The following is a 17,350-nucleotide window of genomic DNA, read 5'->3' on the forward strand; positions in this document are numbered from 1 at the left end:
GCGTCGCTGGTTTTTTTCCGCGAGAAAAGTTGGTCGGGGTACGGAGTTCTGGGCGCGGCGTTTCTCTACAACGGTGCGTTTCTCTATTTGAGCCACTTGTATTTGAAAGAGCTCTTTGAAAAGCGCTCTCTTCGTTACGGAACGAACGCCGCCGTATACAGCGTGATCGTCCTGGCGATCGTCATCGTCGCCAACGTAATGTCCCAGGATTTCCACGCGCAAAAAGACTTTACGGAAGGCCAGGTGCACACGCTGACCGACCAATCGATCAAACTCGTGGAGGGATTGAAGGGCCCGCTCATGATCACGGCGTTTTTCGACGACCGGAACGAAACGAAGCCGGAAGCCAAGGAACTCCTGGGGATGTATCAGTCGAAATCGAAACAGGTCACCGTGAACTTCGCGGACCCGGATAAAGAAAAGACCTTGGCCGTGCAGCACAGCGCGAAGGACGGCGACATTCTCATCGTTTTCGGCGAGCAAACCAGCATCACGCGGGAACTCACGGAGCAGGGGCTTACGCAGGCCATGTTAAAGGTAACCCGCTCGACGACACCGAACGTCTGTTTCACGAAAGGTCACGGAGAACTCGATATCGACGGTCCGGAGGATGAACCGCGGAGTCTTTCGGCCTCCAAAGGCGGATTGACGAACGAGGGATATCAACCCAAAGCGGTTGAAGCGATTGTGGGGGCGGTTCCCCCGGATTGCGCGATTTTAGTGGTGGCCGGACCGACGCAAGGATTCACGAAAGAAGAGGCCGGCTCGATCGACCGCTTTCTCGGCGACGGTCGGAAAGCTCTCTTTATGCTGGACCCGAACGTTCCCGATCGTCGGCTAAGCCCGACGCACATTGGCGTCCTCGACACCGGATTGGAAGATGTTCTGCGCAAATGGGGCGTGGACATCGGGAAAGATGTAATCCTGGAAAAACACTTGCAGCTCTTTGCGGGCGTCAAAATCGGCCTGACGGTTCTGGCTCAGACCTATGGAAATCACCCGATCGTCGATCCGTTGAAGGGAAAACAGACGGTGTTCCAAAATGTCCGTTCGGTCCGTAAGGCCGAGAATTTCGGCGGAACGGTGGTCGATTTGATTTCGAGCGCCGGCGGGGACGCCAGCTGGGCGGAGACCGACATCGACCAACTTTTCCGTCAGGGGAAAGCGAACCTGGAAGCGCACGATGTTCCCGGCCCGGTGACGATCGCCGTGAGTTCTGAGCGGGAAGGTGAGAAAGAAGGGGAAACGGCCATGCCGACGGCCCGCCTCGTCGTCATCGGTGACGCCGACTTCGCGTCCAATGGGTTGATTCGTTCGTACGAATTCAACTTCGATCTCTTCTTAAACTCGCTCAATTGGCTTCAGGGGGAGATGGAAAAGATCTCGATTCGGCCGAAGCAGATCCGTTCGTCCACGATCGAACTGACGCCCGCGCAGTCCAATACCATTTTTTATGTCGCGATCATCGGCCTCCCGATGTTGGTGTTGATCTTTGGCATGGATCTCTGGTGGTATCGGCGTCGGCGTGGCTGAGGCTAGGTTTCAATGAAAAAAGATGTTTTGCGCATACTGGTTTCATTAGCTCTTTTAGTGGGCCTGGTCGGTTTCGTGGCCTGGCATCGGAAGCAGAAGGCTGCGAAGGACGACAAAGCGGAAGAAGAGAAGAAAATCGCCCAAATCGACATGGAGGCGATCGGGCGGATCGTTGTCGATGCGAAAGAGGGGGGAAAGATCGTGTTCGTCCGGCGCACGAAGGACGCTCAAGGAAAATTCAGCGACGAATGGGCGGCGCTTTCCAATGAATTTGATTCCGTTTCGGACTGGGCGATCGTGGAACCGATCAAGTCGCTCCCGGATTATTGGTCGGTCAACACGCTGATCAACAATATAAAAGACCTGACGTCGACCAAAGTAATCAGCGAAAAGGGGGAAAATCGTGCGACATACAATCTTGAAAATGCCCCGCTCGGGATCGATCTGTACGAAAAGAACGTGGAAAACCCCAAACTGACCGTGCGCGTGGGCGATCAAAATTCAGCCAAGAGCGGCCCTTATCTTCAGACATCGGCCAGCCCACAGATCGTTCTGGGTTCCAACACCCTGGATTATCTAAAAACGCGAAAGCCTTCGGATTGGCGGAAGAAAGAAATCATCGGCTTTAAGGATCTTTCGAAGGTGAAGCGGGTTGAAATCACGTATGACGATAAGGGGAAAAAGAATTCAGTTGCGGCCTCGCGGGGGGAGGCGGGCTGGACCCTGACGAAACCGGAAGGCTTGCCGGCGGATGGCAGGGCGATCGAGAACTTCTTGAGCGACGTAAAGTCGTTGCATGCGAATACCATCCCGAGCGATGACGCCGCGAAGGACGCCAAGAGTTACGGTCTCGACAAACCGTACGCCAAGATCGACATTGCGGCGGCCGAGGAAAGCGGCGAAAAACACTGGACTGTCCTGATCGGCCGTAAATTTGAAAAAAATAAAGACATATACGTTCGCCGGATGGATTTTCCGCAGGTGTACGCCGTTCGCGAGGGGATGAAAGGAACGCTGACCAAGCAGGTCAAGGATTGGGTTCGTAAGAAACCGTTTTCCGCCGACAAAGGAATAATAACCGACGTTCTGCTCGTGAACCGGGGAAAAACGACGGAACTTGGAAAGAAAGGCAATACGTGGACGTTGGTTAAGCCGGTGGAAGACCGTGTGAATTCGGACCAGGTTGCCGCCCTTCTGACGAAGATCGTCGAATTTCAGGCGGGTGAATTCTTGGGAACGAAGGCTCCGGCCGGATTTGGAAAACCACAAGTGTCAATTCAAGTGACGGTGGGAGGAAAGAAACGGGATTTGTCTTTCTTCGACCCTGGGTCGGTAAAAGATCTACAGGGCAAGAGTTCGAGCCCCGATCTCTACTATCGATTTTCGCGCGCAGCGTACGACGGTCTGGTGACCGCCTTTCAAGGGGCGAGGGAGAAGAAAATTCTGCCGCTTAAGATGGAGGAATTGGCTTCCGTCCAAATTCAAAAGAATCCGGTCAAGGTGAGTTTCATTCGAAATGCCGAAGGTCAATGGGTGTTGGGAACGGTGGACGGCGCGGAACCGCCGCTCAAGGCGAAGTTACGAGAGAAGTCGACCTCCGACTCGGTGGTGAACGGAGTCGAGAATCTTGAGATCGAGACGTTCATGGAAGGCGGAGCCGGAAGTCCCGAAGCGAGCGAGATGACGGTCGAATTCCGTCCCAAAACGGGAGAAGCGATCTCCTGGTCGTTCGGAAAAAAGGACGGAAATATAGTGACGGTGCGTTCCGCGCAAAGGAACGTCGTGGGCCAGATGTCGGCGTCCAAGGCGGAGTTCTTGGAACAACTCTTCAAGATCGAGACGCCGCAGAAGGGATCGTAGGGAATGTCCGAAGAGCCCAAACAGTCGTCCTTCCGCATTACCGACCGACGGGGACAGGCGAAGGAGGAACCGACGCCTTTGGTGCAGCCGTCAGCCAAGCGGGAGCCGGAGTCGCCCCCTCGGCAGGAAGCAAAAAAGGAACCGAGGAAAGAGCCGCACGGAGACGAATATCCTTCAATCGATTTTTCCACATTTGTCGTGTCGATGAGCAGTTCCGCGCTGATTCATATGGGATTGGTCAAGGATCCCCACACCGGTCACGCCGACAAGAATCTTCCTCTCGCCAAACAAGAGGTGGAGATTTTGACGATGCTCGAGGAGAAGACGCGGGGAAATTTGAGTAAGGAAGAAAAAAGGTTGATGGACGAAGTTCTTTACGAGCTTCGCATCCGGTTCGTCGAAGCCGCTCGGACCCCTTAAAATCACGCCTTTTCGGGCGTTGACACGGGCGGTTTAGCGCCTTTATTAGCTTTATGCGCCTCGATAAGTTGACGATCAAGAGCCAGGAGGCGCTCCAGACAGCGCAGCAGCTGGCCGAGGAGCGTCGAAATCCGGACATCGCCCCCGAGCACCTGCTTTCGGCCCTCGTACGCCAGCCGGAAGGGGTGGTAACGCCTCTTTTGGAGAAATTAGGGATCCCTCCCGCGAAGATTCAACAGGAGGCCGATTTGGCGATTGAGCGGCTCCCGCGGGTATCCGGGGCTTCGGCCGGCCAAGCTTTAAACGATAAAACGAAACAGGTCATCGACCGGGCTTTTGATGAAGCCGGTCATCTTAAAGATGAGTACGTTTCGGCGGAACATTTGCTGGCCGGCCTGGCGTCGGTCGATGCGAATGCGGCGTTCGAGATCCTCAAACGCAACGGTGTTTCAAAAGAAAAAATTCTCCATGCCCTTCGGGACGTTCGCGGGGACCAGCGGGTCACGGATCAGAACCCGGAAGGGAAATACCAGGCGCTCAAACGATACGCGCGGGATCTCACCGACCTGGCTCGAAAGAAGAAGTTGGATCCGGTCATCGGCCGGGATTCGGAGATCCGCCGTGTGATTCAGGTCCTCTCCCGCCGAACCAAGAACAATCCGGTTCTCATCGGCGAGCCGGGCGTCGGAAAAACGGCGATCGTCGAAGGGTTGGCTCAGCGAATCGTCAGCGGGGATGTGCCGGAGACGCTCAAAAACAAGCGCGTCGTTTCGCTCGATTTGGGGGCGCTGATCGCCGGAACCAGATACCGGGGGGAGTTTGAAGATCGATTAAAGGCGGTCCTGACGGAAATCTCGAGAGCCGAAGGCGAAATCATTTTGTTCATTGACGAGCTCCACACGCTGGTCGGCGCCGGCGCCGCGGAAGGGGCCGTAGACGCCTCGAACCTGCTGAAACCGGCCCTGGCAAGGGGCGAGCTCCGATGCGTGGGAGCGACGACGCTCAAAGAATACAAAAAACATATTGAAAGGGACGCCGCGCTCGAACGGCGGTTTCAGCCGGTCTACACCGGCGAGCCGTCCGTGGAGGACACGATTGCGATCCTGCGCGGATTGAAGGAGCGGTACGAGCTTCATCACGGCGTTCGGATTCAGGATGGCGCGATTGTGGCCGCCGCCACACTCTCGAGCCGGTATATCGCCGACCGATTTCTTCCCGATAAGGCGATCGACCTGATCGACGAAGCGGCGAGCCGGCTTCGGATCGAGATCGATTCGGTCCCCTCGGAGATCGACGAACTCCAAAGGAAAATCGTGCAATTCGAGATTGAACGAGAGGCGCTGAAGAAAGAAAAAGACAAGGCGTCCCGCGAACGGCAGCAGGAAATCGAAAAAGTGATGTCGAATTTGAAGGAGCAGGCGACACAGCTCAGGACGCACTGGCAGAACGAGAAACAGGCCATTCTAAGAATCAGCGAAGCGAAAGCGAAGATGGAAGAGACGAAATCGGGGATCGAGGTCGCGGAAAAACAGGGTGACTTAGGAAAAGCGGCCGAACTGAAATTCGGCAAACTTCCGGAGCTTGAAAAGGAGCTGGCGACTCGAAACAAACAGATCGCCGAACTCCAAAAAGACAAAAAGATGCTGAAGGAAGAGGTGGAGGAAGAGGACATCGCCGAAGTCGTGTCGCTCTGGACCGGAATTCCGGTGTCCCGGATGCTTGAAAGCGAGAAGGCAAAGCTCCGCGACATGGAAAGCCGTCTGCGTGAGCGGGTCGTGGGGCAAGATGAGGCGCTAAAATTAGTATCCAGCGCGGTTCGGCGGTCGCGAGCGGGCCTCTCCGATCCTGTGCGACCCATCGGTTCGTTCATCTTTTTGGGACCCACCGGCGTCGGAAAAACGGAGACCGCGCGGGCGCTGGCGGTGTTTCTCTTCAACGATGAAACGGCGATGGTGCGTCTCGACATGTCGGAATACATGGAGAAACACTCCGTTGCGCGGATGATCGGCGCTCCGCCGGGATATGTCGGATACGAGGAGGGGGGTCATTTGACGGAGGCGGTGCGCCGTCGGCCGTATGCGGTGATCCTGCTCGATGAGATCGAGAAGGCCCACCCCGATGTGTTCAACATTCTCCTTCAGATCCTGGACGACGGCCGCTTGACCGACGGCCAGGGCCGCACGGTCGATTTCCGAAACAGTGTTCTCATCATGACCTCTAATCTGGGGAGCCAGATGATTTTGGAGAGCGACACGAAGGATAAGAAACAGATCGAGAGCAAGATTCAAAAACTTCTGCGCGAGTCGTTCAAGCCTGAATTCTTAAACCGAGTGGACGATATCGTGATCTTCAACAGTTTGGACAAAGCCCAAATTCGTAAGGTCGTCGAGATACAGCTCGGCCGACTCCAGAAGCGCCTGTCCAGTAACCGAATCGAGCTCAAGTTTACGGCGAAAGCGAAAGAACATTTGGCCGACGTCGGATATGACCCGCTCTTTGGAGCGAGGCCCCTCAAGCGGGCGATTCAAAAACAGGCCGAAGATCCTTTGGCCGAGAAGATCTTGGACGGTGAAATTGCTGAAAATGCCGCGATCACGGTGGACGTGGAAGGCGGACACATTACTTTTCAAAATCGTTAACGGCGGAGTCTCAGCGTCATGACCGCCGATAAAACACCAAGGGCGATAGTTCCGCCCCAGAGAAACTGCCCGCCAAAACTTTCAAGGACCAAGGAACCGAGTGCGGGGCCGATGGCAAAAGCGAGACTAAATGACATGGCATAAAGGCCCATGTACCGGCCGCGATATCGCGGCGGGGCGATCTCGGCGGCGTACGCGGCGCAGGCAGGAAAAAGAATCATCTCACCGAACGTCCAGATGACCACGGTAACGGCGACCTGGGAAAAATCGTTCGCCCATGCAAGCGCACCAAATCCAAGGCCGGTGAGGAACGACCCAAGAGCGATGGAACGTGCGTGCGGCCAATGAGCCATCGCCGTGTTGAGAGGAACCTCGAGAAAGATGATGAGCAGCGTGTTGATCGGAAAAAGAAGCCCGAACGCCGACTCTCGAAAATGGAGGTCCCGAACGAGATAAAGCGGCATGGCCGCTTCGTGCTGAATAAAGATGATCATGACCGGCAGCAGCGACAGGAGAAAATAAGAAAACTTCGGATCCGATAAGAGAATGGAGCGGCGGGGAGAGGATGAGGGCTCCGTGAGACGTCTCTTGGTAGCCGAGGGAAGGCGGTTGATCAGAAGACCGGCCGCGATCGCTGTGAAACCGTCAACGTAAAATATGGACTGAAAGGAGATGGGAGCGAGCCAGCCTCCCAGGACCGGTCCTACGCTCATTCCAAGATTGATGGCCAGTCGATAGAGCGAATAGGCGGGCTTCTGCAGTGACGGACCGGCGGTCCCCACGCGTCGGAAAAGTGTCCGGCCAACGGCGCAGAAAAAATCGCTCCGACCCAGTACACCGTAACGAATAATCCGGCCTCGGCCTTTGAAAAGCGCTGGGTTTGAGTGAGGTAAAGGGCCAGGAACGGAAGAGCCATCGTCCCCATCCGATTGACCAGCGTGGAGGCGGAGAGAATCCAAATATCTCGGGACAAGCCCGACAAGCCGCGCCAGGACCGAAAATACATAGATTGCGGTTCTTAACTTAAACTAGAGGCGATCGAATCGTTTTCGGTGTTTCCTCTCCTTCTTGGAACGCCGAGAGGAAGAGCCCTTCTTCTCGGCGCGAGGCTCTTCGTTTGTTCGTCCTTCGAGCCAGGGGGGGAGGGCATTGGCCGGCGGGTGGGGGAACCTTTGTCGTAGCCTGGCGGAGAACTCTTGTGAAGAGATGGGCGACGCGTGAGCCCGGTGCGCGGCGGACTCTATTCGACGATCGGAACTCACTACGATCCACCCGCCCGCATCGGGCTTCGCCAAGATTTCTTCAATGGTCTCATCAGCCGTCACGGTCAGGGGTGAAAAGATCACTTCGATTCCGCCGGTGTGAAAGTGGTCGCCTTGGCCGCGGCCGCCATAGGTGCCGTCAAAGACGATCGTAATCTCATGATTCTTGGTCTTGCGGTATTCGCTCAGGGATCGCAGAAGAGCATCGCGGTCGGCGTGGTTCGTGACGGCCAAAAGGTTATAGCCGTCGATGAGGATGCGAGCCATCGGCAGGCAGGGTTAAATCTCAAAGTCGATGCCGGTCGGTTTGAGGAGCCGAAGAAAGGAGGCGAGAGTGTCTTTAATGTTTTGGACGACCTCCGGATCTTTCGGTTCATAGACGACGCTCGTAATTTCGCCCGTCTTATCGTACGTGACGTTGATGATGCCGACCCGGTTGGCTTTGACCTTTTTTTCGATCGTCAACGGTTTGCCGAACGAGTTGTAAGAAAAGATCACCGTGTTTTCGTTGTGATCCGTCATTTTCTCGATCTTTCCATGCTTCTCATATGAGAGCTTCACATGCTTTCCATCCGAACTTGTGGCGAAGGAAAGGTTTCCGGTTTTGTCGTACAGAAAACGCATCGTCGTGCCGTCGTGATTCTTGATTTCCGATACCTGATTAAAGCGGGGCTCGTACGTAAACGCCGTGGTTTTTTTTGCGGCGTCGGTTTTTGAAATGAGATTCCCCTTGCCGTCGTACCGAAAATCCTCGCCGACCCCCTTGGGATCCTTGATGGAGAGCGGCTTACCGCAGCAAGCCGTGACGGTGGTGATGGTTTTGTTTCCATTTTTGTCGATGAAAATGATCTTGTTCTCGGCGTCGATATATTCGTAACGGCCTTTGCCTCCTTCGTTGTCCTGAACACTCGCCCAAACGGTTTCCTTCTCTTTACCGTATTTGTATTCCGTGACCTTGCTCCCCGGGCCGACCTGTTTGGAAACATAACCGTTCTTCGAATCGTAAAAGATCTCCGCTTTTTCTCCGTCGCCGAAGACGAGGGACGTCATCCGGTCGAAATCGTCGTACGTAAATGTCGTCTTGCCGCCATCCAGGGCGACGGCCGAGATCAGCCGGTCCTTCGCGTCGTACGTGTACGTCAGCCGCCGGCCGAGAGAATCCAGAATCTCGACGATCTTGCCGCGGGGATTGTAGGTCGATTGAATCGATTGGCCACACCCGTCGTTCACTTTCGTCAGGCGGCTCTCGGCGTTGTACTCGAGCGTCAATTCGTTGCCGTTCCGATCCGAAAGGCGGATCAAGAGACCTTTCGAGTTGTATTCTTCGCTCCGTCCGGTTTCGGTTGTGCGCAGAAATCCGTTCTTGGTCTTGGTCAAAAACGTCGTGCCCCGTTTTCGGGAGACATACTTCCCGCTCGCGGAGGCTTTCGACTGAGCGGGCAGATAACGATCCCGCTGCCGTTCAAAAAACGCCTTGTCCGCCTGGAGCTTGCGGCGATAGTCCTTGTAATAGGCCTCGCCTTTTCCTTGGGGGCTCCCTGAATATTGGATGTCCTCTTTCTTCTTGGCCCGCACGATCGGATCGACCTCGTTGGTGCTCTGATTCTTTTCAGCCTCGACGGCTTTGTAGTCATTCACGAATCCGTCGGCCTCCACCACTTTCATTCCGCTCTCTTCTCCGACGACGATTTGAATGTCGTAGTTGAACGTCCACCCTTTTCCGAAGGGGCCGTTTCGTGTGGAAAGACTGTTGTACGACCGATAAACCTCCAAAGGAAACCCGAAGCAGGACATGTAGTAGTCCTGCACCGGCAAATAGAAATTCCCGTTCCGGACGTTCACCGGATCGGGCGCGTGGTGGATGTGCAACACGTCTCCCGCTCTTCCGCGACCGAGGTCGACGGTGGAATAGGCGGGAGAGATTGCGAAAAGGAAGGCCAACCCTAAAGAAAAGGCGCGCATCTGCTTCAAATTACTGGGGGAATCGGTCAAAAGTCAACGAGGGGATTTGTTTGACCGCGGCGGGACGGGTAGCATGAAAGAACCGCCGTGGAACGGCTCGACCACTACGAATTGCACGAAACCATCGGCGCGGGCGCGATGTCGACCGTCTACCGCGCGACCGACACGCTCTCGGGAAAAACGGTCGCCGTTAAACTCTTGCACGCGCATCTCTCCTTCGGCGATCCGTTGGCGCGCTTTCAGCGCGAGGCGAAAGCGCTCACGTCCCTGCACCATCGAAACATCGTGGGGATCCACGCGTTCACGACCAACGACAAGAACCAATGGTACAGCGTTCTGGAGTGCGTGGAGGGGACCAATCTCGCGGAATTTGTGGGCAAGGAAAGGGACATCCCTTCCGATCTGGCCGCGATGATGATCCTCGAATTGGCTCGCGGATTGGCGGTCGCCCATGCCAAAGGGATCGTTCACCGCGATTTGAAACCGGAAAATATTCTTCTTAGCGCGGAGGGAATCCTTAAGATTTCAGATTTCGGCCTGGCCCATCTTTGGGAAGGAGCGGATCTTACGCTTCCCGGGACGCGGATCGGATCGCCCGCCTATATGTCACCCGAACAGATCCGAGGCGACAAGCCGACTCCGAAAATGGACATTTTCAGTTTGGGAGTACTTTTCTATCTATTTTTGACGGGCGAACTTCCGTTTCAGGGAAAAAACCGCCGAGAGACATTTGATTTGGTGTTGGGACCGCCGCCTCCGCTTCCTCGAAAATTGATGCCACACATCCCCCAATCCCTATCCGCGCTCTGCGAACGGATGATCGCCAAAGATCGACCCGATCGTGTGACAACGGCGGATGAAGTGATTTCCCTCTTGGAGACCTATCTCGCCGAGATGGGCTTCACCGAAGTCGATGAAATGTCGGCGCGGTATCTCTCTTCGACCAAGAACCAGCGAGATACCCGCGAAGCCGTCCGGAAGTGGCTTCTGGAAGCCTATTTTCGGGCCGGGAAGCGCGCGATGGAGGAAGGGGATCCGGAAAAAGTCGTCCATCTCTTTCGAACGATTTTGGTCCTGACCGGATTTTCCGCGCTCCCCTCCTCCGTGGCGGAGGATCTTCAGCCGACGAGGCGGACGACGCTGCCGCGGCGCCCGCTGGCGTGGCTTTGGATCGGCATCGGGATCGGTGTGGCGGCTACGCTCGGATTTCAGGTCGGGAACTGGCTCGTCCGCCTATGGTTTGGCTGAAGAAGCCGTACCCAACAGCTCGTTGAGTTTTTCTTTCAATGCGCGGCTATTCGGCTCGACCTGAAGCCCGAGTTGAAGATTGAGCTTCGCCGAATCCAGCTTGCCCTCGCGGATCGCCGCCAGGGCGATTTCGTAGAATTTCTTCCCCTGCCGGGTCTCCGGAGTCGATGCCGTTGAAACCCGCTCGTGCGAAGGTTCGTCCGAACCCGCGCCGCTGCCGCTGTCCGAAATCGTCCCGCCACGTTTTTCGTCGTAAGCGCTTCGCTTGGAAGGATTCTTAAGCGTCACATAGGCCTCGACCATTCGCTTATAAATTTCCTTGGAGTGTTCCTTGAGTTCCGCTTCGGATTGAAAGAATCGATCGGGATGAAAACGCTTCGTGCAATCCCGGTAGGCGTTTTGAATCGTTCGAACGTTGGCGCGAGGATCCACGCCGAGAAGTTGGTAGAAGTCCAGTGATCCACGGTGTTGAAAGAGGATATCCACCAAGATTCGGGGCGCATTCGCGGAATCCGCTTCTTGGAGTCCGTCCCGCGCCGGCGCCGAAAAGGGAGCCAGTTCCAAAGCTCGCTTGAACGCATCCATCGCTTTCGGTTTCTGTCCAAGCGCGAGACACCAGGCGCCCACCGCTTCAAAAACTTCCGGCTTCGGAGGCTTGAAAGTCATACCCCTCTTGAGTTCGGCGAGGGCGCGGTCGCGAGCGGCCGAATCGGCGGGACCTTTCGTCTTGAGCAACAGCTGCGCATACCGGATGATTAGAGTGACCGAATTTGGGACGTCGCGAAGTGCACGATCGACCAGCGCCACCGCTTGGTCCGCCTGATTCGAGGCGAGCAACGCCTCCGCTTGGCGGACCACCTCTTCTTCCCGGAGGGAAACACTCGTTGCCGCAAATGAGCCGGTTTTTCCTCCGGCCAAAAACCCGTCGTATTCCTTCCGCTTCGTCGGATCGAGTAGAATTCGGCGAGCCTCTTCCAATTTCTTGAGCAACAGGCCCGGGATGGTTTTATCTCGCTCTTGAAACAATTTTTCGATCGAAGGAGCGGCGTACAGTTCCATTATTTCGGTAGCTTTCCGTTCAATCTCCTCCGAGGAGGACTTCGGAGTAACGCCGATCCAATCGTAGTAACTGGTTTTGTCGAGACTTTGGGCCTTCGCGGCCATCTGTTGATGGAGCGTGCGTTGCGCGTCCGAAAGGGAGGCTTCGTGCGTTTTTTGGGCCGCGACTTCGGCGCTTTCGAATTCCACGAGGCCGGCGAGAAAGTAAGCGAAAAGAAGCGAAGTGATTCGGTCCGGTTTCAAAAAGCTGGAGGAAAAAACTTCCTGGATCGTTTTGCTGTTTTTCACGACCGTCAGAAGCCCCTTTTCTTCGGCGTCCAGCGGCAGCGGCTCGAACGTTTTCTCCCGCTTCTCATCCGCGTGCACGACGCTGGACGGCGTGAACGCGTCGCACAACTTCGGAATGTCGGCGGCTTGGATCGGTTCGGCCGCCTTCATGAGAAGGCGAATCCCGGAAAGGAGAATCGTTCCCTCGCGACCGGGCTTGGGCTCAAACGAAATCTCCGACGGAGAAGAGGCCGCCAACGTCGAGACGATCCGAAGAGCCCAACGTTCCCGGAGTGTGACGACCTCCGCGTCGGTGAGGGCGGCCAAGCGTTTGGCGATGTCCCAATGATGGGCCGATTTCGTCTTTTGAATTTCGGCCAAATACGCATCGAATTGAGCCGCGTTGAACCGACCCTCTTTTTGAAGAAAGGAGCCCGGGAGTTCGCTCTTCGCGTTCGACGCTACGTTCACGCAATTGCCGACGGAAAACTCCCAGTAGCGGACGATCTTGTCACTCTGGATTTTCAGTGTTCCCGTGAGTTGACCGCGTACGGCCGAAGCGACCGCGAGGAGAGGAAGCGCGCCGGAAAGTTTCGTCGAGGCGGAGGGAGAGAGGTGTGGAAGCTCCACAGTTTACCCGGTCACCACCGCCTCGGTTGCATTCGACAGCTGCTGCATTTTTTCCTCCGAGAGCCGCCCCGATGCCTGTAAACGCACCGACTGGGCCTTTCCGGTCTCGACGTCTTTCGCCGTGACGTTGAGGATTCCGTTGGTATCGACTTCAAATTGCACGGCGACCGCCACCGTACCGGCCGAGGCCTTTCTCAAGCCCGACAGCGTGAATTCGCCGAGAGTTTCGTTCTCCGCCGCCTTTCGCGATTCGCCCTGATACACACGAATCTTCACGGACTCTTGGTTGTCCTCAGAGGTGGTGAAGATTTTTGTAAAATCGGCCGGCACCGGCGTGTTGATTTCGACGATGCGCTCCACCAAACCGCCGCGGATGCCGATTCCCAAAGAGAGTGGCGTTAAATCGATCAGGACGACATCCTTGGACTCGCCCGCCAGAGCGGCCGCCTGAATTCCCGCCCCCATAGCGACCACCTCGTCGGGGTTCACGCCGCCCAGGGGTTCTTTTTGAAAGTAATGTTTCACGGCCAGCCGGACCGCCGGTATGCGCGTGGGGCCGCCCACCAGAATGATCCCTTCGATATCCGAGGGGCTTAAACGCGCCATTTGCATCGCTTCGTCGCAAACCTTCAGCGTGCGCTGAATCAGATCGGCCGTCAGCTCATCGAATTTTTGGCGGCTCAGCGGAATATCAAGATCGATAAAGCCGGTGGTGTCGGCCGTGATCGCCGGGATGAAAAGCGTGGAGGTGTCCTGCGTGGCGAGTTCGATCTTGGCCTTTTCCGAGACATCCTTGAGCTGCTGGAGCGTGATGCGATCTTTTCGCAAATCCACGTTGCATTTAGCCATGAATTGATCCGCCGCCCAGTCGATGATCCGATCGTCGAAATCGTCGCCGCCCAGATAGGTGTCTCCGGAGGTTGAGATGACTTCGAAAACCTCCTCGCCGAGCTCCAGAATCGAAACGTCGAACGTTCCGCCGCCGAGGTCGTAGACGGCCACTCGCTGTCGGATGTCTTTTCCATACCCGAAGGCGAGCGCCGCCGCCGTCGGCTCGTTGATAATCCGCAATACGTCGAGGCCGGCGATTTTGCCCGCGTCTTTCGTGGCGGCCCGCTGGTTGTCGTTGAAGTAGGCGGGAACCGTGACCACGGCTCTTCGAAGAGGTTCGCCGAAGTGCTCTTCCGCGATCGATTTCATTTTCTTGAGGATCATCGCGGAAATTTCCTGGAGCGAATAATTCTTGTCCCGGATCCGGATATTGACCGACTGGCTCTCGCCTTCCAGGATGTCGTAGGGGCAGATCGCCTTGGCCTTTTTCACCTCCGCGGAAAAGAATTTTCGGCCGATCAGGCGTTTGGCGGACGTGACCGTGTTCTCGGCGTCCTGAATGACGAACGGCTTGGCTTCCTTTCCGACCAGGATCTTTCCGTCCGGGCGGAAGTTTACGATCGAAGGCTGGATCGTAATTCCGTCTTTATCGGGCACGACGAACGGTTTGCCGTCGAGCAATACCGAAACGCAGGATGTCGACGTACCGAGATCGATCCCAAGAACCTTTTCCACGTTTGACCCTCCAGGCTGCGAATGTTAGGTAGAGACGCTTTATCCGACAAGGGTTTTCCGCATTGATTTCGGTTCAGAATATCGAAGAGGCGCGTCAAAGGATAGGGAGAGAACTGCGGACCACACCGCTCGTTCCGGGGCCCTACACCGGGAAGGCTTCCTCCACGGCAGCGCTTAAACTGGAGAATATGCAACTGACCGGCTCGTTCAAGGAACGAGGCGCCCTCAACAAACTTCTTCTTTTGAAAAGCGGCGGAGGTCTGCGGGGGATCGTCGCTTCTTCCGCCGGGAACCATGCCCAGGCGGTATCGTACCACGCCGCGCGCCTGGGCGTGCACGCCGTGATTTTCATGCCGGAAGATACGGCGCTCAACAAAGTTCTGTCCACGCGCCGGTGGGGCGCGGAAGTCATGCTTGAGGGGAGGAGCTTCGACGAAGCGACGGCCGCGGCGCAAGATCTCGCCAAACTAAAGAACCAGGCCTTTATCCACGCCTTTGACGACCCGGAGATCGTCGCGGGGCAGGGGACGCTCGGTCTGGAACTTCTGGAGCAGTTTCCCGATATCGATTGTGTGGTGATTCCTGTGGGAGGCGGTGGCCTCGCCGGAGGGACGGCGGTCGCTCTCAAGGAAAGACGCCCTGCGTGCCGAGTCGTCGGCGTTCAAGCGGAGAACTACGATTTTACATTTCGAGCGTGGAAGGGATCGGCGGCTGCCAAGAAATCCGCTGCGGTGCCCACGATCGCCGATGGGATCTCCATGAAAAAAATTGGAGAGGTAACGCTGCCGATTTTGAAGAAGTATCTCGACGACTTTGTCACCGTAACCGAGGAAGAGATGGCCAATGCCATCCTCGAATTGCTGGAATCGTCGAAAATCCTGGCCGAAGCGGCCGGCGCAGCGGCCTGGGCGGCCATAACGGCCCGGAAGATCGGTTCCATAAAGGGACAGACAGTCGCTGTGGTGAGCGGCGGGAATATCGACGTGAATCTCATCGACCGGATCATCGAAAAGGGGCTTCTTAAAAGTGGGCGTCTCCTTCGAATCGACGTCGTCATCCCCGACCGGCCCGGGGGTCTTCGAACGCTGGCAGGGATCCTGGCCGATTTGCGCGCCAATATTCTCCAGATTCACCACGATCGGGCCTCCAAGGAAATAGCGCTATACACCACCGGGACCGAACTCACGCTCGAGACCCGGGGCAAGGAACATATCGACGAAATCCTCCACACCCTGAAAGAGCGCGGGTATGACGTGCAGGTTCGGGGGTGAGCGAAAATCCGGTCTTTGACCATTTGACTAGTCGACTAGTCATATCGTAAAATCAACTGCAGGAGTGATCGCGATGAAGGGAAAGCTCACAGTCACGATCAGCGAGTTTAAGGCGAAGGCTCTCGCATTGATCGCGGAAACGGCCAAGAAGGGCCGAGAATACATCGTGACCAAGAACGGCGTGCCCGTTGCGAGGGTCAGTCCGATTAAACCGATCCAGCAGGGGAGTCGACGGGGACGGTTGAAAGGGCTTGCCGAGATACACGGCGATATCGTTCATTTTGACACCTCCGGGGACTGGGAAGTGCTGAAAACTTGAAGTTTCTGCTGGATACCCACGTTCTTCTTTGGTGGTACCTCGACGTTCCCAAACTGCCCGACCAGTTTAAACGGCTTTTGGATGGAACGGAACGGGCCGGGGAAGGGATCGGCGTGTCCATTATTACTCTGTGGGAAATAGCTAAACTTACCGTCGCAAGAAAATTTATGCTTTCGTTGTCCATCGACCAATGGTTCCGGGAACTCGAAGAAGATCCGCTCGTACATCTCCTGCCGTTGAATGGCGCGATTGTCCTGGATAGCACTCGCCTCGGCGGTCGGTTCCCGAACGATCCGGCTGATCAATTGATTGCGGCAACGGCGCGGACATATGGGCTTTCGCTCATGACGGTGGACGGGGGAATACGGGAGTCCGGCGTCGTTCGCGTGGCTGATATCTAAGAAGTGCGTCGTGCCCGAACGGCGCCGATCCCTTCGACGAGCTCGTGATGAATCGCGGAGTTGTTGGCGGCGACGATTTCGTTGCACCAAAGATCGCTGAGCGGCGCTCCCCGATAATCGCTGACGATCCCTCCCGCCTCCTCAACCAAAAGCATTCCGGCGGCGATATCCCAGGGCGCCAGTTTCGGCTCCCAGAAACCGTCGAATCGCCCGCACGCAAGATAGGCAAGATCCACCGCAGCGGCGCCGGCGCGCCGGACACACAAGGCTTTGAGCTCGAAATAACCGAAGAGATCCAGGTTATTTTCCGGAGAGGTTCTCCGGTCATAGGGAAAACCGGTCGCTAAAAGGGTCTTGGAGAAATCGTCTTGGCGCGAGACGTGAATTTTTTTCCCGTTCAATGTGGCACCCCGTCCTCGGTGCGCCAGAAAGAGTTCGTGAAGAATCGGCTGGTGCACGAGGGCGAATTTCATCTCTCCGTGTTCACGAAATGCGATCGAGATGGCGAACACGGGAAAGCCGTGAGCGAAATTCGTCGTCCCATCCAGCGGATCGACGACCCAAATCGGCCCGTCGAGCGATTCTTTATGCCCCTGTTCGTTCTCCTCCGCCAAAATCGAATGACTCGGAAAAGCCGACTGCAGAGTTTTCACGATGATGTTCTGCGATTCGACATCGGCTTTCGTCAAAAGGTTGACGGCACCCTTGTGAACGGAGGCGGCACCGCTTCGGTAATACTTTCGAAGGATCGTCGCAGCGCGTTGGGAGGCGCGAACCGCGACTCGTTCCAATTGGCGGGGTGATATTTTATTGAGGGTGGCCAAGGCGGAGCAAGGATATCGAATCGACGGGAGAAATCTATGAGAACAGCGAAATGGCGAGTTATTTCATGTGCTTGACAGAGTTCCGGCAG

At 56.1% G+C, this 17,350-nt stretch carries 14 protein-coding genes; 8 read left to right on the forward strand and 6 right to left on the reverse strand.

Annotated elements, in window-relative coordinates; all coding sequences use genetic code 11:
- The 4 genes from VI895_08760 to clpB all read left to right on the forward strand — a co-directional run.
- Positions 1 to 1,533 (forward strand): Gldg family protein (locus tag VI895_08760; GenBank protein HLG19887.1); only part of this gene is annotated, 1,533 nt, incomplete at its 5' end.
- A 12-nt stretch (positions 1,534 to 1,545) separates the two neighbouring features.
- On the forward strand, positions 1,546 to 3,393 hold the full coding sequence (locus VI895_08765; GenBank protein HLG19888.1) for a DUF4340 domain-containing protein: 1,848 nt from the start codon (positions 1,546 to 1,548) through the stop codon (positions 3,391 to 3,393).
- A 3-nt stretch (positions 3,394 to 3,396) separates the two neighbouring features.
- Positions 3,397 to 3,813 (forward strand): DUF1844 domain-containing protein, encoded by a 417-nt coding sequence (locus VI895_08770; GenBank protein HLG19889.1) that lies wholly within the window; start codon positions 3,397 to 3,399, stop codon positions 3,811 to 3,813.
- A gap of 53 nt (positions 3,814 to 3,866) precedes the next feature.
- The gene (gene clpB, locus VI895_08775; GenBank protein HLG19890.1) at positions 3,867 to 6,452 is read left to right on the forward strand and encodes an ATP-dependent chaperone ClpB; all 2,586 of its coding nucleotides are present in this window, start codon (positions 3,867 to 3,869) and stop codon (positions 6,450 to 6,452) included.
- On the opposite strand, the gene VI895_08780 is transcribed toward clpB, so the two are convergent.
- The 3 genes from VI895_08780 to VI895_08790 form a co-directional block, all read right to left on the reverse strand.
- Positions 6,449 to 7,234 (reverse strand): MFS transporter, encoded by a 786-nt coding sequence (locus VI895_08780; GenBank protein HLG19891.1) that lies wholly within the window; start codon positions 7,232 to 7,234, stop codon positions 6,449 to 6,451. The two genes, clpB and VI895_08780, sit on opposite strands and share 4 nt — an antisense overlap.
- Before the next feature lie 246 nt (positions 7,235 to 7,480).
- Positions 7,481 to 7,981 (reverse strand): NYN domain-containing protein, encoded by a 501-nt coding sequence (locus tag VI895_08785; GenBank protein ID HLG19892.1) that lies wholly within the window; start codon positions 7,979 to 7,981, stop codon positions 7,481 to 7,483.
- Between the two features lie 12 nt (positions 7,982 to 7,993).
- On the reverse strand, positions 7,994 to 9,676 hold the full coding sequence (locus tag VI895_08790) for a DUF6531 domain-containing protein (GenBank protein HLG19893.1): 1,683 nt from the start codon (positions 9,674 to 9,676) through the stop codon (positions 7,994 to 7,996).
- 87 nt (positions 9,677 to 9,763) lie between these two features.
- Between VI895_08790 and VI895_08795 the strand changes: the two genes are divergently transcribed.
- Complete coding sequence (locus VI895_08795) at positions 9,764 to 10,924, forward strand: serine/threonine-protein kinase (protein ID HLG19894.1); 1,161 nt, start codon at positions 9,764 to 9,766, stop codon at positions 10,922 to 10,924.
- Here VI895_08795 and VI895_08800 read toward each other — a convergent pair.
- Positions 10,910 to 12,880: a DnaJ domain-containing protein gene (locus VI895_08800; GenBank protein ID HLG19895.1), complete on the reverse strand. Its 1,971-nt coding sequence runs from the start codon at positions 12,878 to 12,880 to the stop codon at positions 10,910 to 10,912. The two genes, VI895_08795 and VI895_08800, sit on opposite strands and share 15 nt — an antisense overlap.
- Positions 12,881 to 12,883: 3 nt before the next feature.
- Entirely contained in the window at positions 12,884 to 14,446 is a 1,563-nt protein-coding gene (gene dnaK, locus VI895_08805; protein HLG19896.1) for a molecular chaperone DnaK, read from the reverse strand.
- A 62-nt stretch (positions 14,447 to 14,508) separates the two neighbouring features.
- On the opposite strand from dnaK, the gene ilvA reads away from it, so the two are divergent.
- The 3 genes from ilvA (at position 14,509) to VI895_08820 (ending at position 16,437) form a co-directional block, all read left to right on the forward strand.
- On the forward strand, positions 14,509 to 15,717 hold the full coding sequence (gene ilvA / locus VI895_08810) for a threonine ammonia-lyase (GenBank protein ID HLG19897.1): 1,209 nt from the start codon (positions 14,509 to 14,511) through the stop codon (positions 15,715 to 15,717).
- Between the two features lie 73 nt (positions 15,718 to 15,790).
- Positions 15,791 to 16,036 carry a type II toxin-antitoxin system prevent-host-death family antitoxin gene (locus tag VI895_08815; protein ID HLG19898.1) on the forward strand — a complete coding sequence of 82 codons (246 nt, stop codon included), beginning with the start codon at positions 15,791 to 15,793 and terminating at the stop codon, positions 16,034 to 16,036.
- A complete protein-coding gene (locus tag VI895_08820) occupies positions 16,033 to 16,437 on the forward strand; it encodes a type II toxin-antitoxin system VapC family toxin (GenBank protein ID HLG19899.1) in 405 nt (134 codons plus the stop codon). Before VI895_08815 ends, VI895_08820 begins: the two co-directional genes overlap by 4 nt.
- On the opposite strand, the gene VI895_08825 is transcribed toward VI895_08820, so the two are convergent.
- Positions 16,434 to 17,228, reverse strand: coding sequence for an inositol monophosphatase family protein (locus VI895_08825; GenBank protein ID HLG19900.1), 795 nt, complete (start codon positions 17,226 to 17,228; stop codon positions 16,434 to 16,436). The genes VI895_08820 and VI895_08825 overlap by 4 nt on opposite strands.
- Between the last annotated feature and the right edge of the window lie 122 nt (positions 17,229 to 17,350).

The organism is Bdellovibrionota bacterium (genome assembly GCA_035292885.1).
Lineage (GTDB): Bacteria > Bdellovibrionota_G > JALEGL01 > JALEGL01 > DATDPG01 > DATDPG01.

Bases quoted from the DNA above. Each gene is read 5' to 3' on its own strand.
- VI895_08765 (HLG19888.1), top strand. From the start codon at position 1,546: ATGAAAAAAGATGTTTTGCGCATACTGGTTTCATTAGCTCTTTTAGTG.
- VI895_08770 (HLG19889.1), top strand. From the start codon at position 3,397: ATGTCCGAAGAGCCCAAACAGTCGTCCTTCCGCATTACCGACCGACGG.
- clpB (HLG19890.1), top strand. From the start codon at position 3,867: ATGCGCCTCGATAAGTTGACGATCAAGAGCCAGGAGGCGCTCCAGACA.
- VI895_08785 (HLG19892.1), bottom strand. From the start codon at position 7,981: ATGGCTCGCATCCTCATCGACGGCTATAACCTTTTGGCCGTCACGAAC.
- VI895_08790 (HLG19893.1), bottom strand. From the start codon at position 9,676: ATGCGCGCCTTTTCTTTAGGGTTGGCCTTCCTTTTCGCAATCTCTCCC.
- VI895_08815 (HLG19898.1), top strand. From the start codon at position 15,791: ATGAAGGGAAAGCTCACAGTCACGATCAGCGAGTTTAAGGCGAAGGCT.